Origin of the sequence: Nonomuraea sp. NPDC049486 (genome assembly GCF_040676925.1) — a bacterium.
GTDB lineage: Bacteria > Actinomycetota > Actinomycetes > Streptosporangiales > Streptosporangiaceae > Nonomuraea > Nonomuraea ferruginea.
Genome location: NZ_JBFAPV010000018.1, coordinates 57,906 through 75,861, shown reverse-complemented (window position 1 = coordinate 75,861; position 17,956 = coordinate 57,906). Strand labels below are relative to the sequence as shown.

Annotated in this window: 15 protein-coding genes; 9 read left to right on the top strand and 6 right to left on the bottom strand. The window is 71.1% G+C overall.

Annotated features, from left to right (window positions below):
- Positions 1–61: 61 nt before the first annotated feature.
- Both AB0K05_RS37865 and AB0K05_RS37860 read right to left on the bottom strand, forming a co-directional pair.
- Complete coding sequence (locus AB0K05_RS37865; protein ID WP_364235835.1) at positions 62–1,306, bottom strand: ABC transporter substrate-binding protein; 1,245 nt, start codon at positions 1,304–1,306, stop codon at positions 62–64.
- Between the two features lie 65 nt (positions 1,307–1,371).
- Positions 1,372–2,901 carry an amidase family protein gene (locus AB0K05_RS37860; RefSeq protein ID WP_345483158.1) on the bottom strand — a complete coding sequence of 510 codons (1,530 nt, stop codon included), beginning with the start codon at positions 2,899–2,901 and terminating at the stop codon, positions 1,372–1,374.
- A 319-nt stretch (positions 2,902–3,220) separates the two neighbouring features.
- Between AB0K05_RS37860 and AB0K05_RS37855 the strand changes: the two genes are divergently transcribed.
- From AB0K05_RS37855 to AB0K05_RS37830, 6 genes are read left to right on the top strand one after another with little or no spacing between them, the layout of a single operon-like run.
- The gene (locus tag AB0K05_RS37855) at positions 3,221–4,405 is read left to right on the top strand and encodes a CoA transferase (protein WP_271279851.1); all 1,185 of its coding nucleotides are present in this window, start codon (positions 3,221–3,223) and stop codon (positions 4,403–4,405) included.
- Positions 4,402–5,412, top strand: a complete 1,011-nt coding sequence (locus AB0K05_RS37850; RefSeq protein WP_271279852.1) for a D-glycerate dehydrogenase — start codon at positions 4,402–4,404, stop codon at positions 5,410–5,412. Before AB0K05_RS37855 ends, AB0K05_RS37850 begins: the two co-directional genes overlap by 4 nt.
- On the top strand, positions 5,409–7,541 hold the full coding sequence (locus AB0K05_RS37845; RefSeq protein WP_364235830.1) for a hydantoinase/oxoprolinase family protein: 2,133 nt from the start codon (positions 5,409–5,411) through the stop codon (positions 7,539–7,541). The genes AB0K05_RS37850 and AB0K05_RS37845 overlap by 4 nt, the downstream gene beginning before the upstream one ends.
- Positions 7,538–9,133 carry a hydantoinase B/oxoprolinase family protein gene (locus tag AB0K05_RS37840; protein ID WP_364235827.1) on the top strand — a complete coding sequence of 532 codons (1,596 nt, stop codon included), beginning with the start codon at positions 7,538–7,540 and terminating at the stop codon, positions 9,131–9,133. Before AB0K05_RS37845 ends, AB0K05_RS37840 begins: the two co-directional genes overlap by 4 nt.
- A complete protein-coding gene (locus AB0K05_RS37835; protein ID WP_364235824.1) occupies positions 9,123–10,010 on the top strand; it encodes a CoA ester lyase in 888 nt (295 codons plus the stop codon). Before AB0K05_RS37840 ends, AB0K05_RS37835 begins: the two co-directional genes overlap by 11 nt.
- 47 nt (positions 10,011–10,057) lie before the next feature.
- Entirely contained in the window at positions 10,058–12,403 is a 2,346-nt protein-coding gene (locus tag AB0K05_RS37830) for a pyruvate dehydrogenase (RefSeq protein WP_271279856.1), read from the top strand.
- Positions 12,404–12,441: 38 nt separating this feature from the next.
- Here the strand turns inward: AB0K05_RS37830 and AB0K05_RS37825 are convergent, their stop codons facing one another.
- Entirely contained in the window at positions 12,442–13,392 is a 951-nt protein-coding gene (locus tag AB0K05_RS37825) for an alpha/beta hydrolase (RefSeq protein ID WP_364235820.1), read from the bottom strand.
- 190 nt (positions 13,393–13,582) lie between these two features.
- A complete protein-coding gene (locus AB0K05_RS37820; protein ID WP_271276761.1) occupies positions 13,583–14,080 on the bottom strand; it encodes an SDR family NAD(P)-dependent oxidoreductase in 498 nt (165 codons plus the stop codon).
- A gap of 96 nt (positions 14,081–14,176) precedes the next feature.
- Here AB0K05_RS37820 and AB0K05_RS37815 point away from each other — a divergent pair, with 96 nt between their 5' ends.
- Positions 14,177–14,866 (top strand): TetR family transcriptional regulator, encoded by a 690-nt coding sequence (locus AB0K05_RS37815; protein ID WP_364235818.1) that lies wholly within the window; start codon positions 14,177–14,179, stop codon positions 14,864–14,866.
- Positions 14,867–15,023: 157 nt separating this feature from the next.
- Positions 15,024–15,623, top strand: coding sequence for a hypothetical protein (locus AB0K05_RS37810; protein ID WP_271276759.1), 600 nt, complete (start codon positions 15,024–15,026; stop codon positions 15,621–15,623).
- Positions 15,624–15,747: 124 nt separating this feature from the next.
- Here AB0K05_RS37810 and AB0K05_RS37805 read toward each other — a convergent pair whose 3' ends face one another.
- Positions 15,748–16,287, bottom strand: a complete 540-nt coding sequence (locus AB0K05_RS37805) for a DUF305 domain-containing protein (protein ID WP_187281169.1) — start codon at positions 16,285–16,287, stop codon at positions 15,748–15,750.
- A gap of 239 nt (positions 16,288–16,526) precedes the next feature.
- Entirely contained in the window at positions 16,527–17,357 is an 831-nt protein-coding gene (locus AB0K05_RS37800) for a class I SAM-dependent methyltransferase (protein WP_364235815.1), read from the bottom strand.
- Between the two features lie 107 nt (positions 17,358–17,464).
- On the opposite strand from AB0K05_RS37800, the gene AB0K05_RS37795 reads away from it, so the two are divergent.
- Positions 17,465–17,944, top strand: a complete 480-nt coding sequence (locus tag AB0K05_RS37795; RefSeq protein WP_364235812.1) for a MarR family transcriptional regulator — start codon at positions 17,465–17,467, stop codon at positions 17,942–17,944.
- Positions 17,945–17,956 lie beyond the last annotated feature (12 nt).

Below are 17,956 nucleotides of genomic sequence, written 5' to 3'. Positions count from 1 at the left end.
CGTCCGGGAAGCCGGCCTGACCGGGCGGACCGCCCGGTCAGGCCGATCGGTGACGCGCATGTCAGCGCCCGATCGCCGTGAACGGCTGCTCGGTCACCGTGCCGTTGTCCTTGATCGCCTCGATCCCGGCGGCGCGGACGCCCTGCCGTTCCTGGGGACCGAAGGTGATCGCCGGGATGACGCCGGTCTCGAAGTCCTTCATCTTCTGCAGCGACGCCTCGAAGCACGACCGGGTGAGGGCCTCGGCCTGCTTCAGGGCCTCGGTCGTCACCAGCGCCTGGACGTACCCGACCGTGTTCCAGCTGGTCGGCGCCTTGCCGCCGTGGGCGGATGTCCAGTCGGTGACGAACTGCTTCACCTTCGGGTCGTCGGACTTCTCCAGGTTCGCCAGCTTGCTGGGGGCCAGGAGTCCCTGAGCGACCGGCCCGAACGCCTCGATCCATCCGGTGTCGAGCATGTCAGACTGCGCGCCGATGCCGGGCTTGTAGCCGATCTTCTGCATGGCCGTGATCGCGTTGCCGACGTCGGGCGGGGTCGCGAGGAACAGCACGTATTCGGCGCCGGCCTGCTTGAGCTGCTCGGCGATCGGACGGTAGTCGGTGGTGTTCGGCTCACTGCGGACCACCGTCTTGAACTCGAGTCCCTCGGCGTCGAGCACCTTCTTCGCGCCGGCCAGGGCGTCGTCACCGACGTCGCCGTTCATCGCCATGATCGAGAAGCTCTTCACGTTCCGCTCGCCGACCAGGAACCGGGTCAGCGCCTCGAACTCGTCGGAGAAGTTCGTCCAGAGCATGTAGACGTACGGGTTCTGCATGGTGCCGATCTGGTTGGACGGCGCGTACGGCGCGACGGCGGGGATCTTCGCCTGGTTGATGTAGGGCAGCCCTCCGACGAAGTTCTGGGTCCCGACGCCGCCGGAGATGGCGAACACCTTCTCCTGGTCGACCAGCCGCCGCACGTTCTGCAGGGCCACGTTGGGCTGGTACTGGTCGTCAAGGACGGTCAGCTTGATCTTGCGGCCCTGGATCCCGCCGTCAGCGTTGATCTTGTCGAAGTACCACTGCTGGCCCTCCAGCGCCGGCTTGGCGGCGGAGGCGCTCGGCCCGCTCAGGCCGGAGGTGATCCCGAGGTTGATCTCGGATTCGGTCACCCCTGGGCTCTTCTCACTGGTGTCGCAGGTGCTCGGCGCCGCGCTGGCGGCCTCACCGCCCGCGCTCTCACGCTCCACGCCGCAGCCGGTCACCATCAGCAACAGCGACGTCGCGGTGACCGTCAACCCGGTCAGGCGTCGGTCTCGTCGGGGCACGATTCCTCCTCGAATCTGGTTGTACTCGGCCGGGTTGGCGTGGCCTGCGGCCTCCGAAACGGCCGTCACAGGGTGATCTCGCTCCCGTGGACGGGTGCGGGCTGGGGGAGCCATCCGAAACGCCGCTCGTAGGTCTCGGCGATCGCGATCAGCCGGTGGTCGCTGAAGTGCGGGCCTACCAGCATCACGCCGACGGGCAGTCCGTCGGCCTCGGCCGCGGGAATGGACAACGCCGGATGGCCGGTGGCGTTGTGCAGCGGGGTGTTGTCCAGCATCGTCCAGCCGCGCAACGCCTTGGCGAAGTCGTCGGCGCCGGGATCGACGCGATGCGCGTAGTGGCTCGCCGTCGGCATGGCGAGCACGTCGACCTGGGCCAGGGCGTGGTCGTAGGCGGTCCGCAGAGCGGGGATGCTGCTCTGCGCGGTCGCGTAGATCGCCCCGAAGTAGCGATCGCGCAGATACTCGCCTATCGCCGCGACGGCTTTGAAGGATCCGGGCATCTCGTCGCCGTAGGCCGCCACGCCCTTGCCGAACGCCTCGCGCTGCTCGGGCGCGTAGCGGCCGGAGAAGTGGTATCCCTCCCCGTTGCCGTAGACGGTGGCCGCGACGCCTTCCAGCAGGGCGGCGAACATGATCGACCCGGCCACCTCGTGCTCGGGAACGGAGATCTCGATGAGTTCGGCCCCGAGTTCGGCGAACCGTTCCCACACCTGCTCCATCGCCGCGAGGGTCTCGGCCCTGCCCTCGTGACCGTCGTCGGGAAACCGCGTCCCCTCCGTCAGGATGCCGATCCGCAGGCCGCGAAGGTCGTCGCCGGCCGTCCTGACCGCCTCGGCGAACGGCAGCTCCGGCACCGGTCCGGCCTGCCGGGGGTCGGACGGGTGCGCGCCCGACACGGCGGCCATGGCGATCGCCATGTCCGACGCCGTCCGGGTGAGCGGGCCGACGTGGTCGAACGTACGGTCCAGCGAGGCGAGCCCGGTGTAGGGGACCAGCGAGAAGGTCGGCTTGAGACCGAGCACGCCGCACCAGGACGCCGGCAGCCGGATCGATCCGCCCTGGTCGGTGCCGAACGCGATGTCGACGTGCGGGTGGAAGAGCACCGAGGCCGAGCCGCCCGAGGATCCCGAGGCCGTCCGGCCCAGGTCGAAGGGGTTGCGGATCGGGCCGAAGGAGCTGGTCTCGCCGCCGCCGGAGAACGCCAGCGCCTCCAGGTTGGTCATCGCCACGATGCGTCCGCCGGAACGCAGCACGCGCTCGGTGAGCACGGCGTCCGACTGGGGCGTGCTGTTCTGCATCACGCGTGAGCCCACCGTCATGGGCACTCCCGCGACGGCGATGAGGTCCTTGAGCGCGATGCGCTTCCCGGCGAGCAGGTCGCTGGTGCGCTCGGCCTCGTCCGCGCGGACGTCGACCCAGCGCAGCACCGCGTTGCAGGGGTCTTCCCCCGGTAGAGGAGGGCGGCCGGTGTTCCTCGGTCCGGCGACCACGCTGGGCGGCGGCACCAGGGGGCCGACCAGTTGCTGGAACCGTTCCACGCGCGAGAGGACGTCGCGGGCCAGTGCGTGGAACCCGTCCAGTTCTTCCTCGCCCACGGTGAAACCGACACGTTCGGCATACCGGTTGATCTCTTCGCGCCGAATGTCTCGAATCATCGCCTCGGCCTTCACATTGTGAAACTCGCATTCGATTGATGGCATTGAAGAGGCGCCGGTCTCCCACTGTCAAGAGGAAGACCGGGAAAACCTTTCCTTGCAGGTCCCGACGCTGACCTGCGAAGTCGGCGGTCAAGAAGACCACGTTCGGGCATCGGGCGATTGCTGTCGGCTACACCCTTGACGTGCTCTGAGCCGGTCCCTCATTCTTTACTCACTCATTTTGAATCGACATTTCACATAGCGAAAGTAGGGCGAGATGAGCGTCGATACCCCGGCCGACGAAGGGGGCCGGCCGAGCAGCGGCAGCCTTGAGGGGTTGCGGGTCGTGGAGGTCGCCACGATGCTGGCGGCGCCGTTCTCCGGGATGCTGCTCGCCGATCACGGCGCCGACGTGGTGAAGGTGGAGATGCCGGAGGTCGGCGACGGCATCCGGCAGTGGGGGCACAGGAAGGGCGACGTCGCCCTCTACTGGAAGGTCCTGGCGCGGAACAAGCGCACGGTTACCCTCGACCTGCACGAAGAAGCCGGCCGTGAGCGGCTCAGGCACCTCCTCGCCGACGCCGACGTCCTCATCGAGAACTTCAGGCCGGGCACGCTGGAGCGCTGGGGCCTGTCGCCCGACGGACTGCGGGCCGCCAACGAACGACTGGTGGTGCTGCGGGTCTCAGGATGGGGCCAGGACGGGCCGTACGCCGACCGTCCCGGGTTCGGCACCCTCGTCGAGGCGTTCAGCGGATTCGCCCACATCAACGGCTGGCCGGACCGGCCCCCCACCCTGCCGCCGTTCGGCCTCGCCGACTCCATGGCCGGCATGATCGGCGCGTTCGGCATCCTGTGCGCCCTGCGGGAACGGGACCGGAGCGGCCGCGGGCAGGTGATCGATCTCGCCCTCTACGAGCCCATGCTCGCCGCCCTCGGCTCACTGGTCATCGACTACGACCAGCAGGGCATCGTCCAGGACCGGATGGGCAACCGCACGCCCTTCAGCGCCCCGCGCAACGCCTACCAGGGCAAGGACGGCGGCTGGTTCGCGATCTCGGCGAGCAACCAGAACACCGCCACCCGGCTGCTCACCACCATCGGCCGCCCCGAACTGCTCGACGATCCCCGCTTCGCCACCAACACCGTACGGACGGCGCACCAGGACGAACTCGACCAGGTGATCTCGGCGTGGGCCGCGCTCCGTACCCGCGACGAGGCCATCGCGGACCTCAACGCGGGCGGGGTGCCGGTCGCGCCGGTGAACTCGGTCGCGGACATCGTCGGCAACGAGCACGTCGTGGCGCGGGGATCGCTGATCCGGGTCTCCGACGACGAACTCGGCGAGGCACTGGTGCAGGCGCCCGTGCCCCGGCTGAGCGACACGCCCGGCCAGGTACGGTTCCTCGGCCGCCCACTGGGCTCCGACGACGACCAGTGGACCGGCGGCCTGTGGAGATGACACGCCGGATCTTCGTCACCCGCCCCCTCCCCGACCACCTCGCCGACTCTCTGCGCGCCCGGGGCGTGACCGTGGAGACCTACGACGGGGAACTGCCCGTGCCCCGGACGGACCTGGTACGAGCGGTCCGCACCTCCGACGCGGTGATCGTCACGATCTCCGAGCGGGTCGACGCCGACCTCATCGCCCAGGCGCCGGCGGACGGGCCGCTGCGCGTGCTCGGCACCATCTCGACCGGCACCGACCACATCGACCTCGGCGCCGCGTCCCGCCAGGGCCTGCAGGTACGGCGTGTGCCCCCGGCGATCACCGCGGTCGCCACCGCGGAGCTCACCCTGGCCCTGACGCTGGTCACCGCCCGCCGGTTGATCGAGGCGTGGCACGACCTGCGCGCCGGGTCCTGGAACTCGTGGATGCCCTACCAGTGGACGGGCGGTCTGCTCGCCGGCCGGTCGCTCGGCGTCCTCGGACTGGGCGCCATCGGCGGGCTGGTCGCCGGCTACGGCCATGCCCTCGGCATGCGGGTCAGGTTCACCGCCCGCTCCCCGCGCGAGGATCTCCCGCCCTGGCTGGAGCAGGTCCCCCTCGACACGTTGCTCGCCACGTCCGACGTGCTGAGCGTGCACGTTCCGCTGACGGACGAGACGGCCGGCCTCGTCGGCAAGCGTGAGCTCGGCCTGATGCCGCGGGGCGCGCTGCTGATCAACACCTCGCGTGGCGGTGTCGTCGACGAGGACGCGCTCCTCGCCGCCCTCGACGGCGGGCGGCTGGCCGGGGCGGGCCTGGACGTCTTCGGACGCGAACCCGTGGACCCGCGGCATCCGCTGGTACGGCACCCCCGGGTCGTCGCCCTCCCGCACGTCGGCAGCGCGACGACCTCGACGCGCGACGACATGATGCGCAGCGCCGTCGAAAGCGGCCTGCGTGTGCTCGACGGGCTCTCGCCGGCGGACGAGACAGTGCCGCCAGGCTTCGATCGAACGGTGGACAGGAGGCCCGCCAAGTGACGAACAGCACCGATCCCACGACCGAGCACGAGATCGTCGTAGCCGCGGACATCGGCGGCACGTTCACCGACATCGTCGCGGTCCGCGGGGAGCGCATGCTCGTCGGCAAGTTCCCCACCGACTACGACGATCTCAGCAGGCCGGTCCGCGACGGCGTGGACCTGGCCCGCCGCTCACTCGGCGGCCCGGACGCCAGGGTCGGCACGGTCATCCACGCGACCACGGTGGCCACCAACGCGGTGCTCGAACGCCGCGGCGCCAAGGTCGGCATGCTGATCACGAAGGGCTTCGCCGATCTGCTCCAGATCGGCAGGCTCCGGCGCGCGGACCCCTACACCCTCGACCATCGCAAGCCGGCGCTGCTGGTGGACGTCGATCTCGTCGCCGAGATCGACGAGCGGATCGACGCGGCGGGCAAGGTGGTGACACCGCTGGACGAGGCGCAGGTGGAGGAGGCGGCCCGCCGCATGGCGGACGCCGGGGCCGAGGCGGTGGTGGTCGGCTTCCTGCACTCCTATCTCGATCCCGCCCACGAGCGCCGCGCCGCCGCGGCCGTCGCCAGGATCGCCCCCGGCCTTCCGGTGGTGACCTCGGCGGAGATCATCCCCGAGGCCCGCGAGTACGAGCGGATCAGCACGGCGGTGATCGCCGCCTACCTCGGGCCGGTGGTGCGGCACTACCTGCGCCGGCTGGCGGACCGCCTGCGCGACGAACCTCCCGTCGACCAGTTGTGGGTCATGAAGTCCAGCGGCGGGCTGGCCACCGCCGACCACGCCATCACCCACCCGGAGGAACTGGTGGAGTCCGGTCCCGCGGCCGGAGTCATCGCCGCGGCGTGGGCGGCGCGCCGCGCCGGCGTGCGGACCGCCGTCGGGTTCGACATGGGCGGAACGACGACGAAGGCCGCCCTGATCATGGACGGCACCCCCCGGATCAACCATGACTACGAGATCGGCGGGGCGGCGCACTCGGGCGACTTCCTGCGCAAGGGCACCGGGCATCCGCTGCGCTCCCCGGTCATCGACCTCGCCGAGATCGGGACCGGCGGCGGCAGCATCGCGTGGCTCGACGCGACCGGCGCCCTGCGGGTCGGGCCGCGCAGCGCGTCGTCCACACCGGGACCCGCCTGCTACGGACGCGGCGGCGACCTGCCCACCGTCACCGACGCCGACCTCGTGCTCGGCTACCTCGACTCGGCCCCTGCCGAGGAGGCTGGCGGTCTCGGCGTGCTCCGGCGTGACCTCGCGGAGGCGGCGCTGAGCACGCTCGTCACCGCCGGCGCCGCCCGATCGGTGGTCCACGCCGCCTCCGGCGTGTTCGAGCTGGCGGTCGCGCAGATGGCCGGGGCCGTCCGGCTCGTCTCGCTCGCCAAGGGGGTCGATCCGCGCGAGCTGACCCTGATCCCCAGCGGCGGTGCGGGCCCGGTGCACGCGTGGGCGATCGCCCGCGAGCTGGGGACGAGCACGCTGCTGTTCCCCGCCTTCCCCGGGGTCGCGTCGGCTCTCGGGCTGCTCCAGTCGGAGGTACGCGTCGACCTGGCCGTCGGGGTCCGCGCGCGGCCGGCGGACGAGGCGGACCGCGACCTGCTCGCGGCCCACCTGGCCCGCCTGACGTCCGAGGCGGCTGGACAGGCGCGCGAACAGGCGCCGGGCCGTGCGCTGAGCTCGCTCACGGCGCAGCTCGACATGCGCTACGCCGGGCAGACCTACACGATCCCCGTCGACCTCGACGGCACCGTGCTGCCGGCCACCGACGACCTTCTCGCGCGCTTCGGCGCCGCCCACCGGGCCGCCTACCACCACGAGACCCCGTCGCGGGAAGTCGAGGTCACGACCGTCCGCGTCACCGCCACCGCGCCGTCGGGCACCGTCGAGACCACCCCGCGGTGGGCGGCCGTGCCGGCCGCGGCGGAACGTACGGTGATCTTCGACGGAGTGGCCCACCGCGTGCCCGTGGTCCAGCGCGCCGACGTCGACGCGGCCGGACTGACGGGTCCGGCGCTCGTGATCCAGGTGGACACCACCATCGTCGTCCCGCCGGGGGCACGCGTCCGGGCCGTCGGCGACGGTTCGCTGCTGGAGATGAGGCTGCCGTCCGCCGACGGCCCGGACAAGGAGGAGACCAGATGACCGGCTCGGCGAAGTCCGCCGTCACCCTTCAGGTTTTCGGCAACGCGCTGCACGGCCTGGCCAACGAGCTCCAGGTGTCCATGATCAGGGCCGCCTACTCCCCCATCATCAAGGAGATGTTCGACTGCTCGGCCGGGCTGATCTCCCCCGACGGCGAATACCTCGCCCTCGCCGACGGGATCCCGCTGCAGCTCGGAGTGCTGTCGACCGTGGCCCGCGAGCTGGCGCCCTTCGCCGGCGACCTCGGGCCCGGCGACGTCCTCGTCACCAACGACCCGGCCACCGGCTCGCCCCATCTCAACGACTACCTCACCGTGGCCCCCGTCCTCGTGGACGGATACCTGGCCGGCTACGTCTCCACCCTCATGCACCACGCCGACGTCGGCGGCAAGACGCCGGGCAGCATGCCCGCCGACGCGACCGAGATGTTCGCCGAGGGCATGCGCTGTCCTCCCGTACGACTCGTACGGGCGGGCCAGGTCAACGAGGAGCTCATGAGCGTCCTGCTGGCCAACAGCCGGCTCCCCGGCAGCATGCGCGGCGACCTCGACGCGCAGATCGCGGGCACCCTCGTCGGCGTCGAGCGGATGACCCAGCTGGTCCGCCGCTACGGCACCGCGGTCTTCGACCGGCTGCGGCGGGAGTATCTGGACTACTCCGAGGCCCTGGTGCGCGCCGAGCTGAAGGAGTTCCGCCCCGGGACCTACGCCGCCGCGCGCACCCTTGAGCTGCACCACGACCCGGGCAGCGCACCCGAGCTCGTACGCGTGCACGCCGAGGTCGACGTCGCCGGCGACGGCACACTCGCGATCGACCTGTCCGGCTCCGACCCGCAGATCGCCCTGCCGTTCAACGTCGTGCTGTCCAACAGCCGATCGGCCGCGCTGGTCGCCCTGCGCTGCTTCCTGTCCGACGAGCTGCCCATGAACGCCGGGATAGAGCGGTGCGTGCGCGTCACCTGCCTGCCGGGACGGGTCACCAACCCCGAACTGCCGGCGCCGGTCGGCGCGCGCGCGGCCCTCGCCGCCCTGGTGAACGAGGCCATGCTCGACGCGATGGGGCAGGCCCACAGCAGCATCCGGGCGGCCGGCAGCAGCGGCGGCACGACGATGCCGTACGTGTGGGCCCATGCGAACGGCATCCTCATCGACAACTCGACGACCGGCGGGATGGGCGCGACCTCCCGGCGGGATGGCGCGAGCGTGGTGGACAACTGTGTGACCAACGCGATGAGCTACCCCAACGAGGTGCTCGAACAGGACCACCCCGTCCTGATCGAGGAAGTCCGCCTGCGCCGCGGTTCCGGTGGCGCGGGCCACCACGACGGCGGCGACGGGCTCGTCCGCCGGGTGCGGTTCCTCGCCGACGGCGTGCTTTCACTGCGGGGCTACCGCACGCTCAGCGGTCCGCCCGGCGCCGACGGCGGCGCCGACGGGACGGTCTCCCGATGGACCCTCATCCGGGACGGCCACGAACGGCCGCTCGCCCCCCAGCAGACCGGGATCACGACCCTGCCCGGCGACGTGCTGCTGATCGAGACGCCCGGCGGCGGAGGCTTCGGCCCGGCGGAGAGGACCTCCGATGGAGCCTGACCACGATCGGCTGTGCCGGGCGCAGTCGCTGCTCTTCGTGCCCGGGGACCGTCCGGACCGGTTCGGCAAGGCCCTGGCCGCCGGAGCCGACGCCGTCATCGTCGATCTCGAGGACGCGGTGCGGCCCGCCGACCGCCCGCGGGCCCGAGGCCACCTCGCCGACCTGCTCCAACGGCCCCAGGCCGCGCCGGTCCCCGTCCTGGTCCGGGTGAACGACGTCGGCACCGGCGAGCTGGCCGCCGACGTCGACAGCGTCGTCCGCGCCGGGCTCGGCGGCCTCGTCGTGCCCAAGCTCGACCCCGAATCGGCGGCGGACACCGACCGGCTGATCAGCGAGGCCGAGCAGGCCCGAGGTCTGGCACCGGGCTCGATCCCGGTGCTCGGCATCGTCGAGACGGCGGCGGGACTGCTGCGGCTCGCCACCCTGCCGCGGCTGCCCGCGCGGGTCGTGCGGCTCGCTTTCGGGGCAGGCGACTTCTCCGCCGACACCGGCGCTGCCTGGCTCCCCGGCTCCCCGTCGCTGCTCGCGGCGAAGTCGATGATCGTGTGGATCTCCACGGCGCTGGGCCTCGCCCCGCCCGTCGACACCGCGTTCCCCTGGGTGAGCGACCTCGACGGGCTGCGTGCCGAGTCCGACCAGGCCGCGGCCGTCGGCTACCTCGGGAAGTTCTGCATCCACCCGGCGCAGATCGAGACCGTGCACGCCGCGTTGCGGCCGTCGGACGACCAGGTGCGACGGGCCGAGGCGGTCGTCGAGGCGCTGTCCGCCTCCGGCGCGGCCGGGGCGCAGCTGCTGGACGGTCAGCTCATCGACGAAGCCGTGGTGAAGTGGGCACGACGTGTGCTTGCGATCGACGGCCGGCCGCCCCACGCTTGACAGAGATCACCACTACCCCCGGCCCCGTCGGGCCACAGGAGAGAACCGTGTCGGCCATTCCCGAATACAGCGCCTCGTCCATGGATGAGGACCCGGCCCCGGACGAAGTGCTCCTCGACCAGGTCGCGCAGAAGGTGCTCTGGCTCGCCACCTCCATGGTGCACCACGCGAACCGGGTCAGGGCGAACCCGAGCGGCATCAAGGTCGGCGGCCACCAGGCGTCGTCGGCGTCCATGGTGAGCCTGATGACCGCCCTGTGGTTCGACGGGCTCACGGCGGAGGACCGGGTCTCGGTGAAACCCCATGCGTCACCCGTCCTGCACGCGATCAACTACCTGCTGGGACGCCTGGACATCAGCTACCTGACCCGTCTGCGCGAGTACGGCGGACTCCAGCCGTACCCGTCCCGCACCAAGGACCCGGACCACCCTGACTACTCCACCGGCAGCGTCGGCATCGGCGCCACCGCACCCGTCTGGGGCGCGATCGCCAGGCGCTACCTCGCGGCACGCCTCGGCACCGAGGCCGGTGGCCGCCAGATCTCGCTGCTCGGCGACGCCGAGCTGGACGAGGGCGCGATCTGGGAATGTGTGGCCGACCCCATGGTCTCTCACCTGGGAGAGGTCCTCTGGGTCGTGGACCTCAACCGCCAGTCGCTCGACCGGGTCGTGCCGGACATCGCCATCGGACGGTGGTCCGGCATGTTCGCCGCCGCCGGCTGGGACGTCGTCGAGGTGAAGTACGGCCGTCAGCTGCACCGCATGTTCACCCGGGCCGGCGGACAGGCCCTGCGCCGTCGCATCGACGAGATGAGCAACGAGGAGTACCAGTGGCTCCTGCGCACGCCGGCCCCGGACCTGCGCGAACGGCTCGTCGGCGGCGGCCCCGACGCCCGCGCGCTGCGCCGGGTGCTGCGCGACAGCGATGACGCCGAGCTCGCGGCGCTGATCCGCGACCTCGGCGGGCACGACATGGTGGAGCTGTCGCGGGCCTTCGCCACGGCGGATCCCTCCCGCCCCACGGTCGTGTTCGCCTACACGATCAAGGGCTGGAACCTGCCGATCGAGGGCCACCCGGGCAACCACTCGGCGCTGCTGTCCGACGCCCAGTACCGGCAGCTCGCCGAGCGGGTCGGCGCCGATCCGCAGGATCCGTGGCGCCCCTTCGAGGCGGGCTCCGCCGCCGAGCGGCTCTGCGCCCAGGTCGCCGACCGCCTGCGGCGCGGAGAGTCCCCTCTCAACGAGCCGCCCGCGGTGCCCACCGAGCTCGGCCGGCGCTATCGAGGACGTCAGTCGACGCAGGCGACCCTGGGACGCGTCCTCGGCGACCTCGCGCGGGACGCGCCGGACGTCGCGGCGCGGGTGGTGACCGTCTCCCCCGACGTCGCGAGCTCCACCAACGCCGGCGGCTGGATCAACCGCGTCGGCGTGTGGTCGCCCCGCGAACGCCACGACTGGTTCGCGGAGGACGGCGACCGCCTCATCCGGTGGCGTGAGTCGCCGCGGAGCCAGCACATCGAGCTGGGCATCGCCGAGGTCAACCTGATGGGCCTGCTCGGCGAACTCGGCGCGACCTGGCTGACCGTGGGCGAGCCGCTCCTCCCGATCGGCACGATCTACGACCCGTTCGTGGGGCGGGCGCTGGAGCCGTGGTCGTTCGGCACGTACGCCGGCGGACGGTCCATCCTGGTCGGCACCCCGTCGGGGGTCACGCTCGCCGCGGAGGGCGGCGCGCACCAGAGTGTCGTCACCCCCACGGTCGGCCTGCAGCAGCCCGGTGTCACCACCTACGAACCGGCCTTCGCCGTGGAGGCCGAGTGGTGCCTGCTGCACGCACTGTCCCGGCTCGGCCGGGCCGACGGCGAGTCGGCCTACCTGCGCCTCACCACGCGGCCGATCGACCAGGAACTGGCCGCCGTGCCTGACGACGCCTTCGGCCGGGAGCGGCGACGGCGTGCCGTGCTGAACGGCGGATACCGCCTGCGGGCCATGCCCGGGGTCCCCGACGTCACCCTCGCCGCCGCCGGCGCTCTGGTGCCGGAGGCGATCGAGGCGGCCGAGCGGCTGGAGGAGGCCGGCGTCGCCTGCGACGTGGTCGTCATCACCTCCTACGACCTGTTGTGGCGGGCCATGACAGCGGGACCGTCCGGCGACGGGACGTGGATCCTGGAGGAGATCTTCCCGGCCGCCCGCCGCTCGCCGTTGGTGACCGTGCTGGACGGACACCCGCACACCCTCGCCTTTCTCGGCGCGTTCACCGGGAGCCCGGTGTCCTGCCTGGGTGTGTCGAGCTTCGGACAGGGCGGCTCACTGGAGGACGTCTACCGCAGCCACCGGATCGACGCGCCGTCCATCGAGGAGGCCGCGCTGGGACTGCTCCGCCGCACCTCCTGAGGGACGGCCGGCTCGTCCGGGCCTGGTCGGGCACGGTGTCAGAGGCTGCCGAGGAATTCCAGGAGGAGGCGGTTGACGTCGTCGGGGCGTTCCTGCTGGATCCAGTGACCGCAGTCCAGAAGGTGGCTGCCGGTCAGGCCGGGGAGGGTGTGGGGGTAGGCGTCGACGGCGTCGGACAGCCACATGGTGGAGGCGTCGCGCCTGCCGCCGATGAACAGGGACGGCTGCTTGATCGGGGCCCCGGCGTAGGGGGCCAGGTCTTCCCAGTCGCGGTCCATGTTGCGGTAGCGGTTGAGCGCTCCGGTCAGGCCGGTCCGCTCGAACTCCGCGGCGTAGAAGCCGAGCTCCTCCTCCGTCAGCCAGGACGGCAGTGCCCCGGCGGGGAACCGCTCGCGCAGGGTGCCGCCGTCGCGGGTGACGAAGTGCGGGTCGGGTCCGGCCATGGTGTCGCCGGACAGAGCGCGGTAGAACCCGGCGAGCCAGCCGCGCACGTCGGGCTCGATCTCGGACTCGGCCCGTCCGGGCTCCTGGAAGTAGGACACGTAGAACTCCTCCTCCCCGCCCATCTGCGCGAACATCTCGCTCGGCCGGGGTCCGCCCGGCGGCGTGTAGGGCACGCTCAAGATGCCGACCGCGCGGAACACCTCGGGCGCGACCAGCGCGGAGTGCGCGGCGATCGTCGCCCCCCAGTCGTGGCCGACGATCGCCGCCGAGGTCTCGCCGAGCGCCCGCACGACCGCGACGTTGTCCTGGACCAGGTCGAGCATCCGGTAGGCGGCCGGGTCCCGCGGCTTGGACGAGCGGCCATATCCCCGCACGTCAAGCGCGACGGCCCGGTAGCCCGCCTGTGCCAGGACGGGCATCTGCCGCCGCCACGAATACCAGGACTCGGGGAACCCGTGCACCAGCAGCACCAGCGGCCCGCTGCCCTGCTCCACCGTGTGGATGCGTACCGCGCCCGCTTCCAGGATCCTGTGCTGGACCGTCATCGCGCCCTCCCCCGACCTGCGACCTCGTGATCGCGTCGACCATAGGTCGGCGGCTTCCGGCGGGCCAAGATTCGTTGCCGTGTCGGCAACTCGCCGACGCCGAGACGATCACCTCGCTCGCCGGGGCCTCTTCGTCGGCCGGCTCAGCAGCAGGTCCGCCAGCTTCGACCGGCCATACGCACCGGCCGGGTCATAACCGCGCCGCCAGTTCAGGCCGTCGAAGTCGATCGTGCCGCGGGCGGCCATGCCGCTGCTCATGATCACCACACGCGCGGCGGGCGCCTGCAGCGGCAGCGGCAGCAGCCGCACGGTCAGCGCGAACGGGCCGAGGAAGTTGCTGCCCAGCTGCAGCTCGAACCCGTTCGACGGTCTCGTGCCGCACCGGCGGGAACATCACCCCGGCGTTGTTGAGCAGCATGTCGAGCGGCCGCCCGCCGGCGATGAGTGCGTCGGCGAACTCCTGGACCGAGGTCAGGTCGGCCAGGTCGATCCGTCGTACCTCCATCTGCGCCGCCGGATGGGCCCTGAGGATCTCCGCCCGCGCCTGCTCGCCCTTGGCGACGGTGCGCACCGCCAGGATCACCCGTGCGCCGGAGGCGGCGAGCTTGGTCGCGGCAGCCTGGCCGGTGCCGCTGTTCACGCCGGTCACCACGGCGAGCTTGCCGCTCTGGTCGGGTACTTGGTACATGACGGATCTCCCTAAAAACTGCTGGTCCGCAACCCCTTCAACCGTAATAGACCGATGGGCTCTTAATAAGAGACCGACGGTATGTATCATGGGAACGTGAACTTCAAGCGCGCCCGCACCGAGGAGCAGCGGACCGAACGACGACGCCAGATCTTGCGGACCGCGGCCGCGATGCTCACCGAGATGCCGGTCGCCAAGCTCAGCCTCAACGAGCTGAGTCGCCGCATCGGCCTGGCCAAGTCCAACGTGCTGCGCTACTTCGACTCCCGCGAGGCCGTCCTGCTCGACCTGCTGGACACCGAGATCCAGGACTGGCTCGCCGGCCTGGAACACTCCCACCGGCCCGGTGAGGGCACACCCCGGCAGCGCGGCGACCGGCTGGCCGAGATCCTGGCCACCTCACTGACGCGGCGGCCGGTACTGTGCGACCTGCTCAGCGCCCAGACCGCCGTGCTGGAGCACAACATCTCCACCGAGGTCGCCGTCCGGCACAAGCACGCCGCCAAGCACTCCATGCAGACCCTGGTCCGGCTGGTGCTGCGGCATGTGCCCGAACTCGGCGATCAGGGCGCGTCCCGGGTGGTGGAGGTCACCCTGCTGATGGCCGCCGCGGCCTGGCCCTGCGACCGGCCCTCGGAGGCCATGCTGGCCGCCTACGCCTCCGACCCGGAGCTGGCCGCCATGCGCCTCGACTTCGCCGACGTGATACGCCGGACGGTGAAGGTGACCATCTCCGGGGTGCTGGCCCGCCAAGAAGAAGCGGCAAAGGCGAGCGCGGCCCCCTGAACCAGGACCGCGCCCGCCATGGCCCCCGACCCTGGCGGCCTGGGCGTGGGCCGATCAACCAGATCGCTTGTCGGGCGCCTCAGCACTGCAGCTGCCGTACACGCCGACTGGTGTGCCGCACCTCGAGTGATGCAGCGACAAGTGAGAGGGAAGTGCCATGGAACTGGATTACGTCCTTGCCGGCTATCGGGTGGCTACACGCACTGATCGGCAAGATTGGCAGGAGGCCGGCCTGCCTGGCCCTAGTCTGCTGTCGCTGAGCGACTGCGTGGTGGACTTGGTGCCGGTGGATCCCAGTGGTTGGGATCACTGGTTCGCCAGTCCCCAGGAGGCTGAGATCGCCCGAAATCAGGCCGGAAACTCGGGGTTGCACGTGCTCGGAGTCGGATTCGCTGCCGCCGATGTTCGGGGGCTGCAGGCCGATATGGCCGACGATGGCTGCGACGGCAGCCTCCAGGAGCGACTGATCCGGCATGAGCAGTTCCCCGGCCCCGGCGAGCGGCGGCTGGGTTTCGAACTGGTCGGCTTCGACATCGGAAACTGGCATACCTGGACCTGCATGGGGGACCTCGTCACCGACGTTCACCAAGCCACCGGCATCCAGCCGGACCTCAATGGGCTGATCCAGGACGAGCAAGACGCGCGTCGGGCCGCTCAATGGCTCACCGACTCAGGCCTCGGCGATCCCAAGGTATTTCTCTGGGCGGCCGCGCTGCTCACGGAGCCACCGCGAGCGACCCTCCGAACCGAGGAATAGCGCACGAACGGAACAGCACCCCTCCCCCACTGATCGGCCGCTTCGAGAAGCTTGCCCGCCAAGCGGTCTGGGCGGCCTCGGGGCTGTACAGCTCGATCGCGCCGATGTTCTTCATCCGGGGCAGCTATGAGGGCTCGGCCGTCGGCTGGCCAGGTGCTCCCGGATGCCGCCCTGGTGGCATACCGGGCATGCCGGGCGCTTCCGGGAAGCAGGGCGTGCCCTGCTGCCCGAACCACTGGACCAGGTATCGCCGCATCAGGCGCACCTCGGCCCACTGGTCGTCGCGTACCGTTCGGGCGAAGCCGGCTACCTCGGCATGCTCCGCCTCACCGTGCATGAGCACCTGCTGCGACATCATGATCGCCATCATGTGGTGCGGAATCATGTACTGCAGGAACGTCCTGTCGAGCTGATCTCCCGAAAGCCCCGACAGGTCGGGCATCGTGGTCACGCTGGGGCTCGGCGCCGGACTCCGCGGGTACCACTGCTCCAGCCACCCTCTCATCCTGCCGATCTCGGCAGTCTGCGTCGTGACGATCGACTGCCCGAGCCGCCGCATGTCGGGCCGCTCGGACCGCTGCAGTTGCCGCGCGGCGGTGACGGCCTCCTCGTGGTGGGGCACCATCTGCGCCAGGTAGTCGTATTCGCTGGTGATGGGGTACATCGGCCCCAGACCCGGGCACGTCGGCCGCGGATCCGCAGGAGAAGGACTCGGGGACGCTGTCGGTACGGCCGCAGCGGCGGTCCCGAAACCCGTGGTGACGGCGGCCAGGAGTGCCCCGGCGGCGGCAGCGGTCCTCACAGCGCGTCGCTTCATGCGTCCCCCAACGCCGATTCGACACCTCCACCCACTGTAACGTCACCGCCCTGACCATGGCGCTCCGCCGGTGTTCAGGGCCGGGGTCAGGCCGGCGTCTCCCGGAAGCGGAAGCGGACGATGCGGGTGGACCGTTTCATGCCCGGCACCAGGTTCATCACGCGGTACAGACGGCGGATGCGCGCGGGCGCCTTGGCCCTCAGGATCGGCGCGTCGTACATCGGCGCCTCGTCGACGTACTCCAGTCGTGGGTGCCACGCGGCCAGCTCGGCGGGGACGTCGAAGCCGCAGTGGAACCGAGCGTCGTACTTGCGCAGCGTCGGGTCCCACTTCGAGGTGCGCCAGGCCCAGACCGGCACCGTGTCGATCTGGATCTGCCCTGTGGGGAAGGCGTCGACGACGCCCGTCAGCAGCCGGTGGACGTCCTTCTCGGTCAGGTACGGCACCAGCCCCTCGGCGATCATCAGCGCCGGCCGGCCGCGAGGGACGCGGTCCAGCCAGGTCAGGTCGGTGACGTCGGCGCCGACGAGCGTGCAGTGGTCGCGCGGCGGCAGGAATCGCCGCCGCAGCTCGATGACGGCGGGGTAGTCCACGTCGTACCAGTCGACGGTGGCGGGCGGGTCGATCCGGTGGACCCGGGCGTCGAGGCCGCAGCCCAGGTGCAGGACCACCGTGTCGGGATGATCGGAGAGGAAGCTCCGGGCCCAGTCGTCGTGGGCGAGGGAGCGGACCACGGCGGCCAGGCCCATCTGGCTCCTGCCGAATCCGCGCCGGTCGTAGCCGGGGTCGAGGCGGCGCATCACCCGCTCGGCGTAGGCGTCGCCGAGGATCGGGGCCGGCAGCAGGTTGTCCAGTGCCTTGGCCTTGAGAACAGGAGTGAGGGTCTTCTGCACTCCGAGGAGTCCGGTGTCCGTCACGACGACAACGCTACTCTTGTTCCACAAAATTCGTGAAGTTTCTGAAATGTACTAAAATATGACGACACGACGACGGTAACGTCACGACGGAGGAAGGAGCTGCCGCGGTGACGCGAGCAGGCGAGGGCGCCATCGCGGACTTCCGGGAACGGTTCGCGCAGATCCTGGTCGAGTCCGGCATGCCGCGGATGGCCGCACGCGTGTACGCCGCGCTGCTGGTCACCGACTCCGGCAGGCTGTCGGCGGCCGAGCTGGCCGAGCAGCTGGGTGTCGGCGCCTCGGCGATCTCTGGGGCGGTCAAGTACCTGGTGCGGGTGCGGCTGGTCGAGCGTGGGCGCGAGCCCGGCAGCCGGCACGACTTCTGCCGCGTCCACGAGCACACCTGGAGCCACTTCATCAGCCAGTCCGTCCCGATGCTGGTCCAGGTGCAGACCGGCGCCGAGCAGGGCGCCACGCTCCTGGGCCTCGACTCCACGGCCGGGCAGCGGCTGGACGAGACCCGCCGGTTCTTCGCGTTCATGCGCGAGGAGATCGAGCGGTCGATGGCCAAGTGGCGGCGGCAGACGGGCGAGCCCGAGGACGGCTGAACGGCCCCGGCG

What these genes read in the sequence shown, in the direction of transcription:
- AB0K05_RS37820 (WP_271276761.1), bottom strand. Translation starts at nt 14,080, where the DNA reads ATGTACCAAGTACCCGACCAGAGCGGCAAGCTCGCCGTGGTGACCGGC.
- AB0K05_RS37850 (WP_271279852.1), top strand. Translation starts at nt 4,402, where the DNA reads ATGACACGCCGGATCTTCGTCACCCGCCCCCTCCCCGACCACCTCGCC.
- AB0K05_RS37810 (WP_271276759.1), top strand. Translation starts at nt 15,024, where the DNA reads ATGGAACTGGATTACGTCCTTGCCGGCTATCGGGTGGCTACACGCACT.
- AB0K05_RS37805 (WP_187281169.1), bottom strand. Translation starts at nt 16,287, where the DNA reads ATGTACCCCATCACCAGCGAATACGACTACCTGGCGCAGATGGTGCCC.
- AB0K05_RS37840 (WP_364235827.1), top strand. Translation starts at nt 7,538, where the DNA reads ATGACCGGCTCGGCGAAGTCCGCCGTCACCCTTCAGGTTTTCGGCAAC.
- AB0K05_RS37855 (WP_271279851.1), top strand. Translation starts at nt 3,221, where the DNA reads ATGAGCGTCGATACCCCGGCCGACGAAGGGGGCCGGCCGAGCAGCGGC.
- AB0K05_RS37825 (WP_364235820.1), bottom strand. Translation starts at nt 13,392, where the DNA reads ATGACGGTCCAGCACAGGATCCTGGAAGCGGGCGCGGTACGCATCCAC.
- AB0K05_RS37835 (WP_364235824.1), top strand. Translation starts at nt 9,123, where the DNA reads ATGGAGCCTGACCACGATCGGCTGTGCCGGGCGCAGTCGCTGCTCTTC.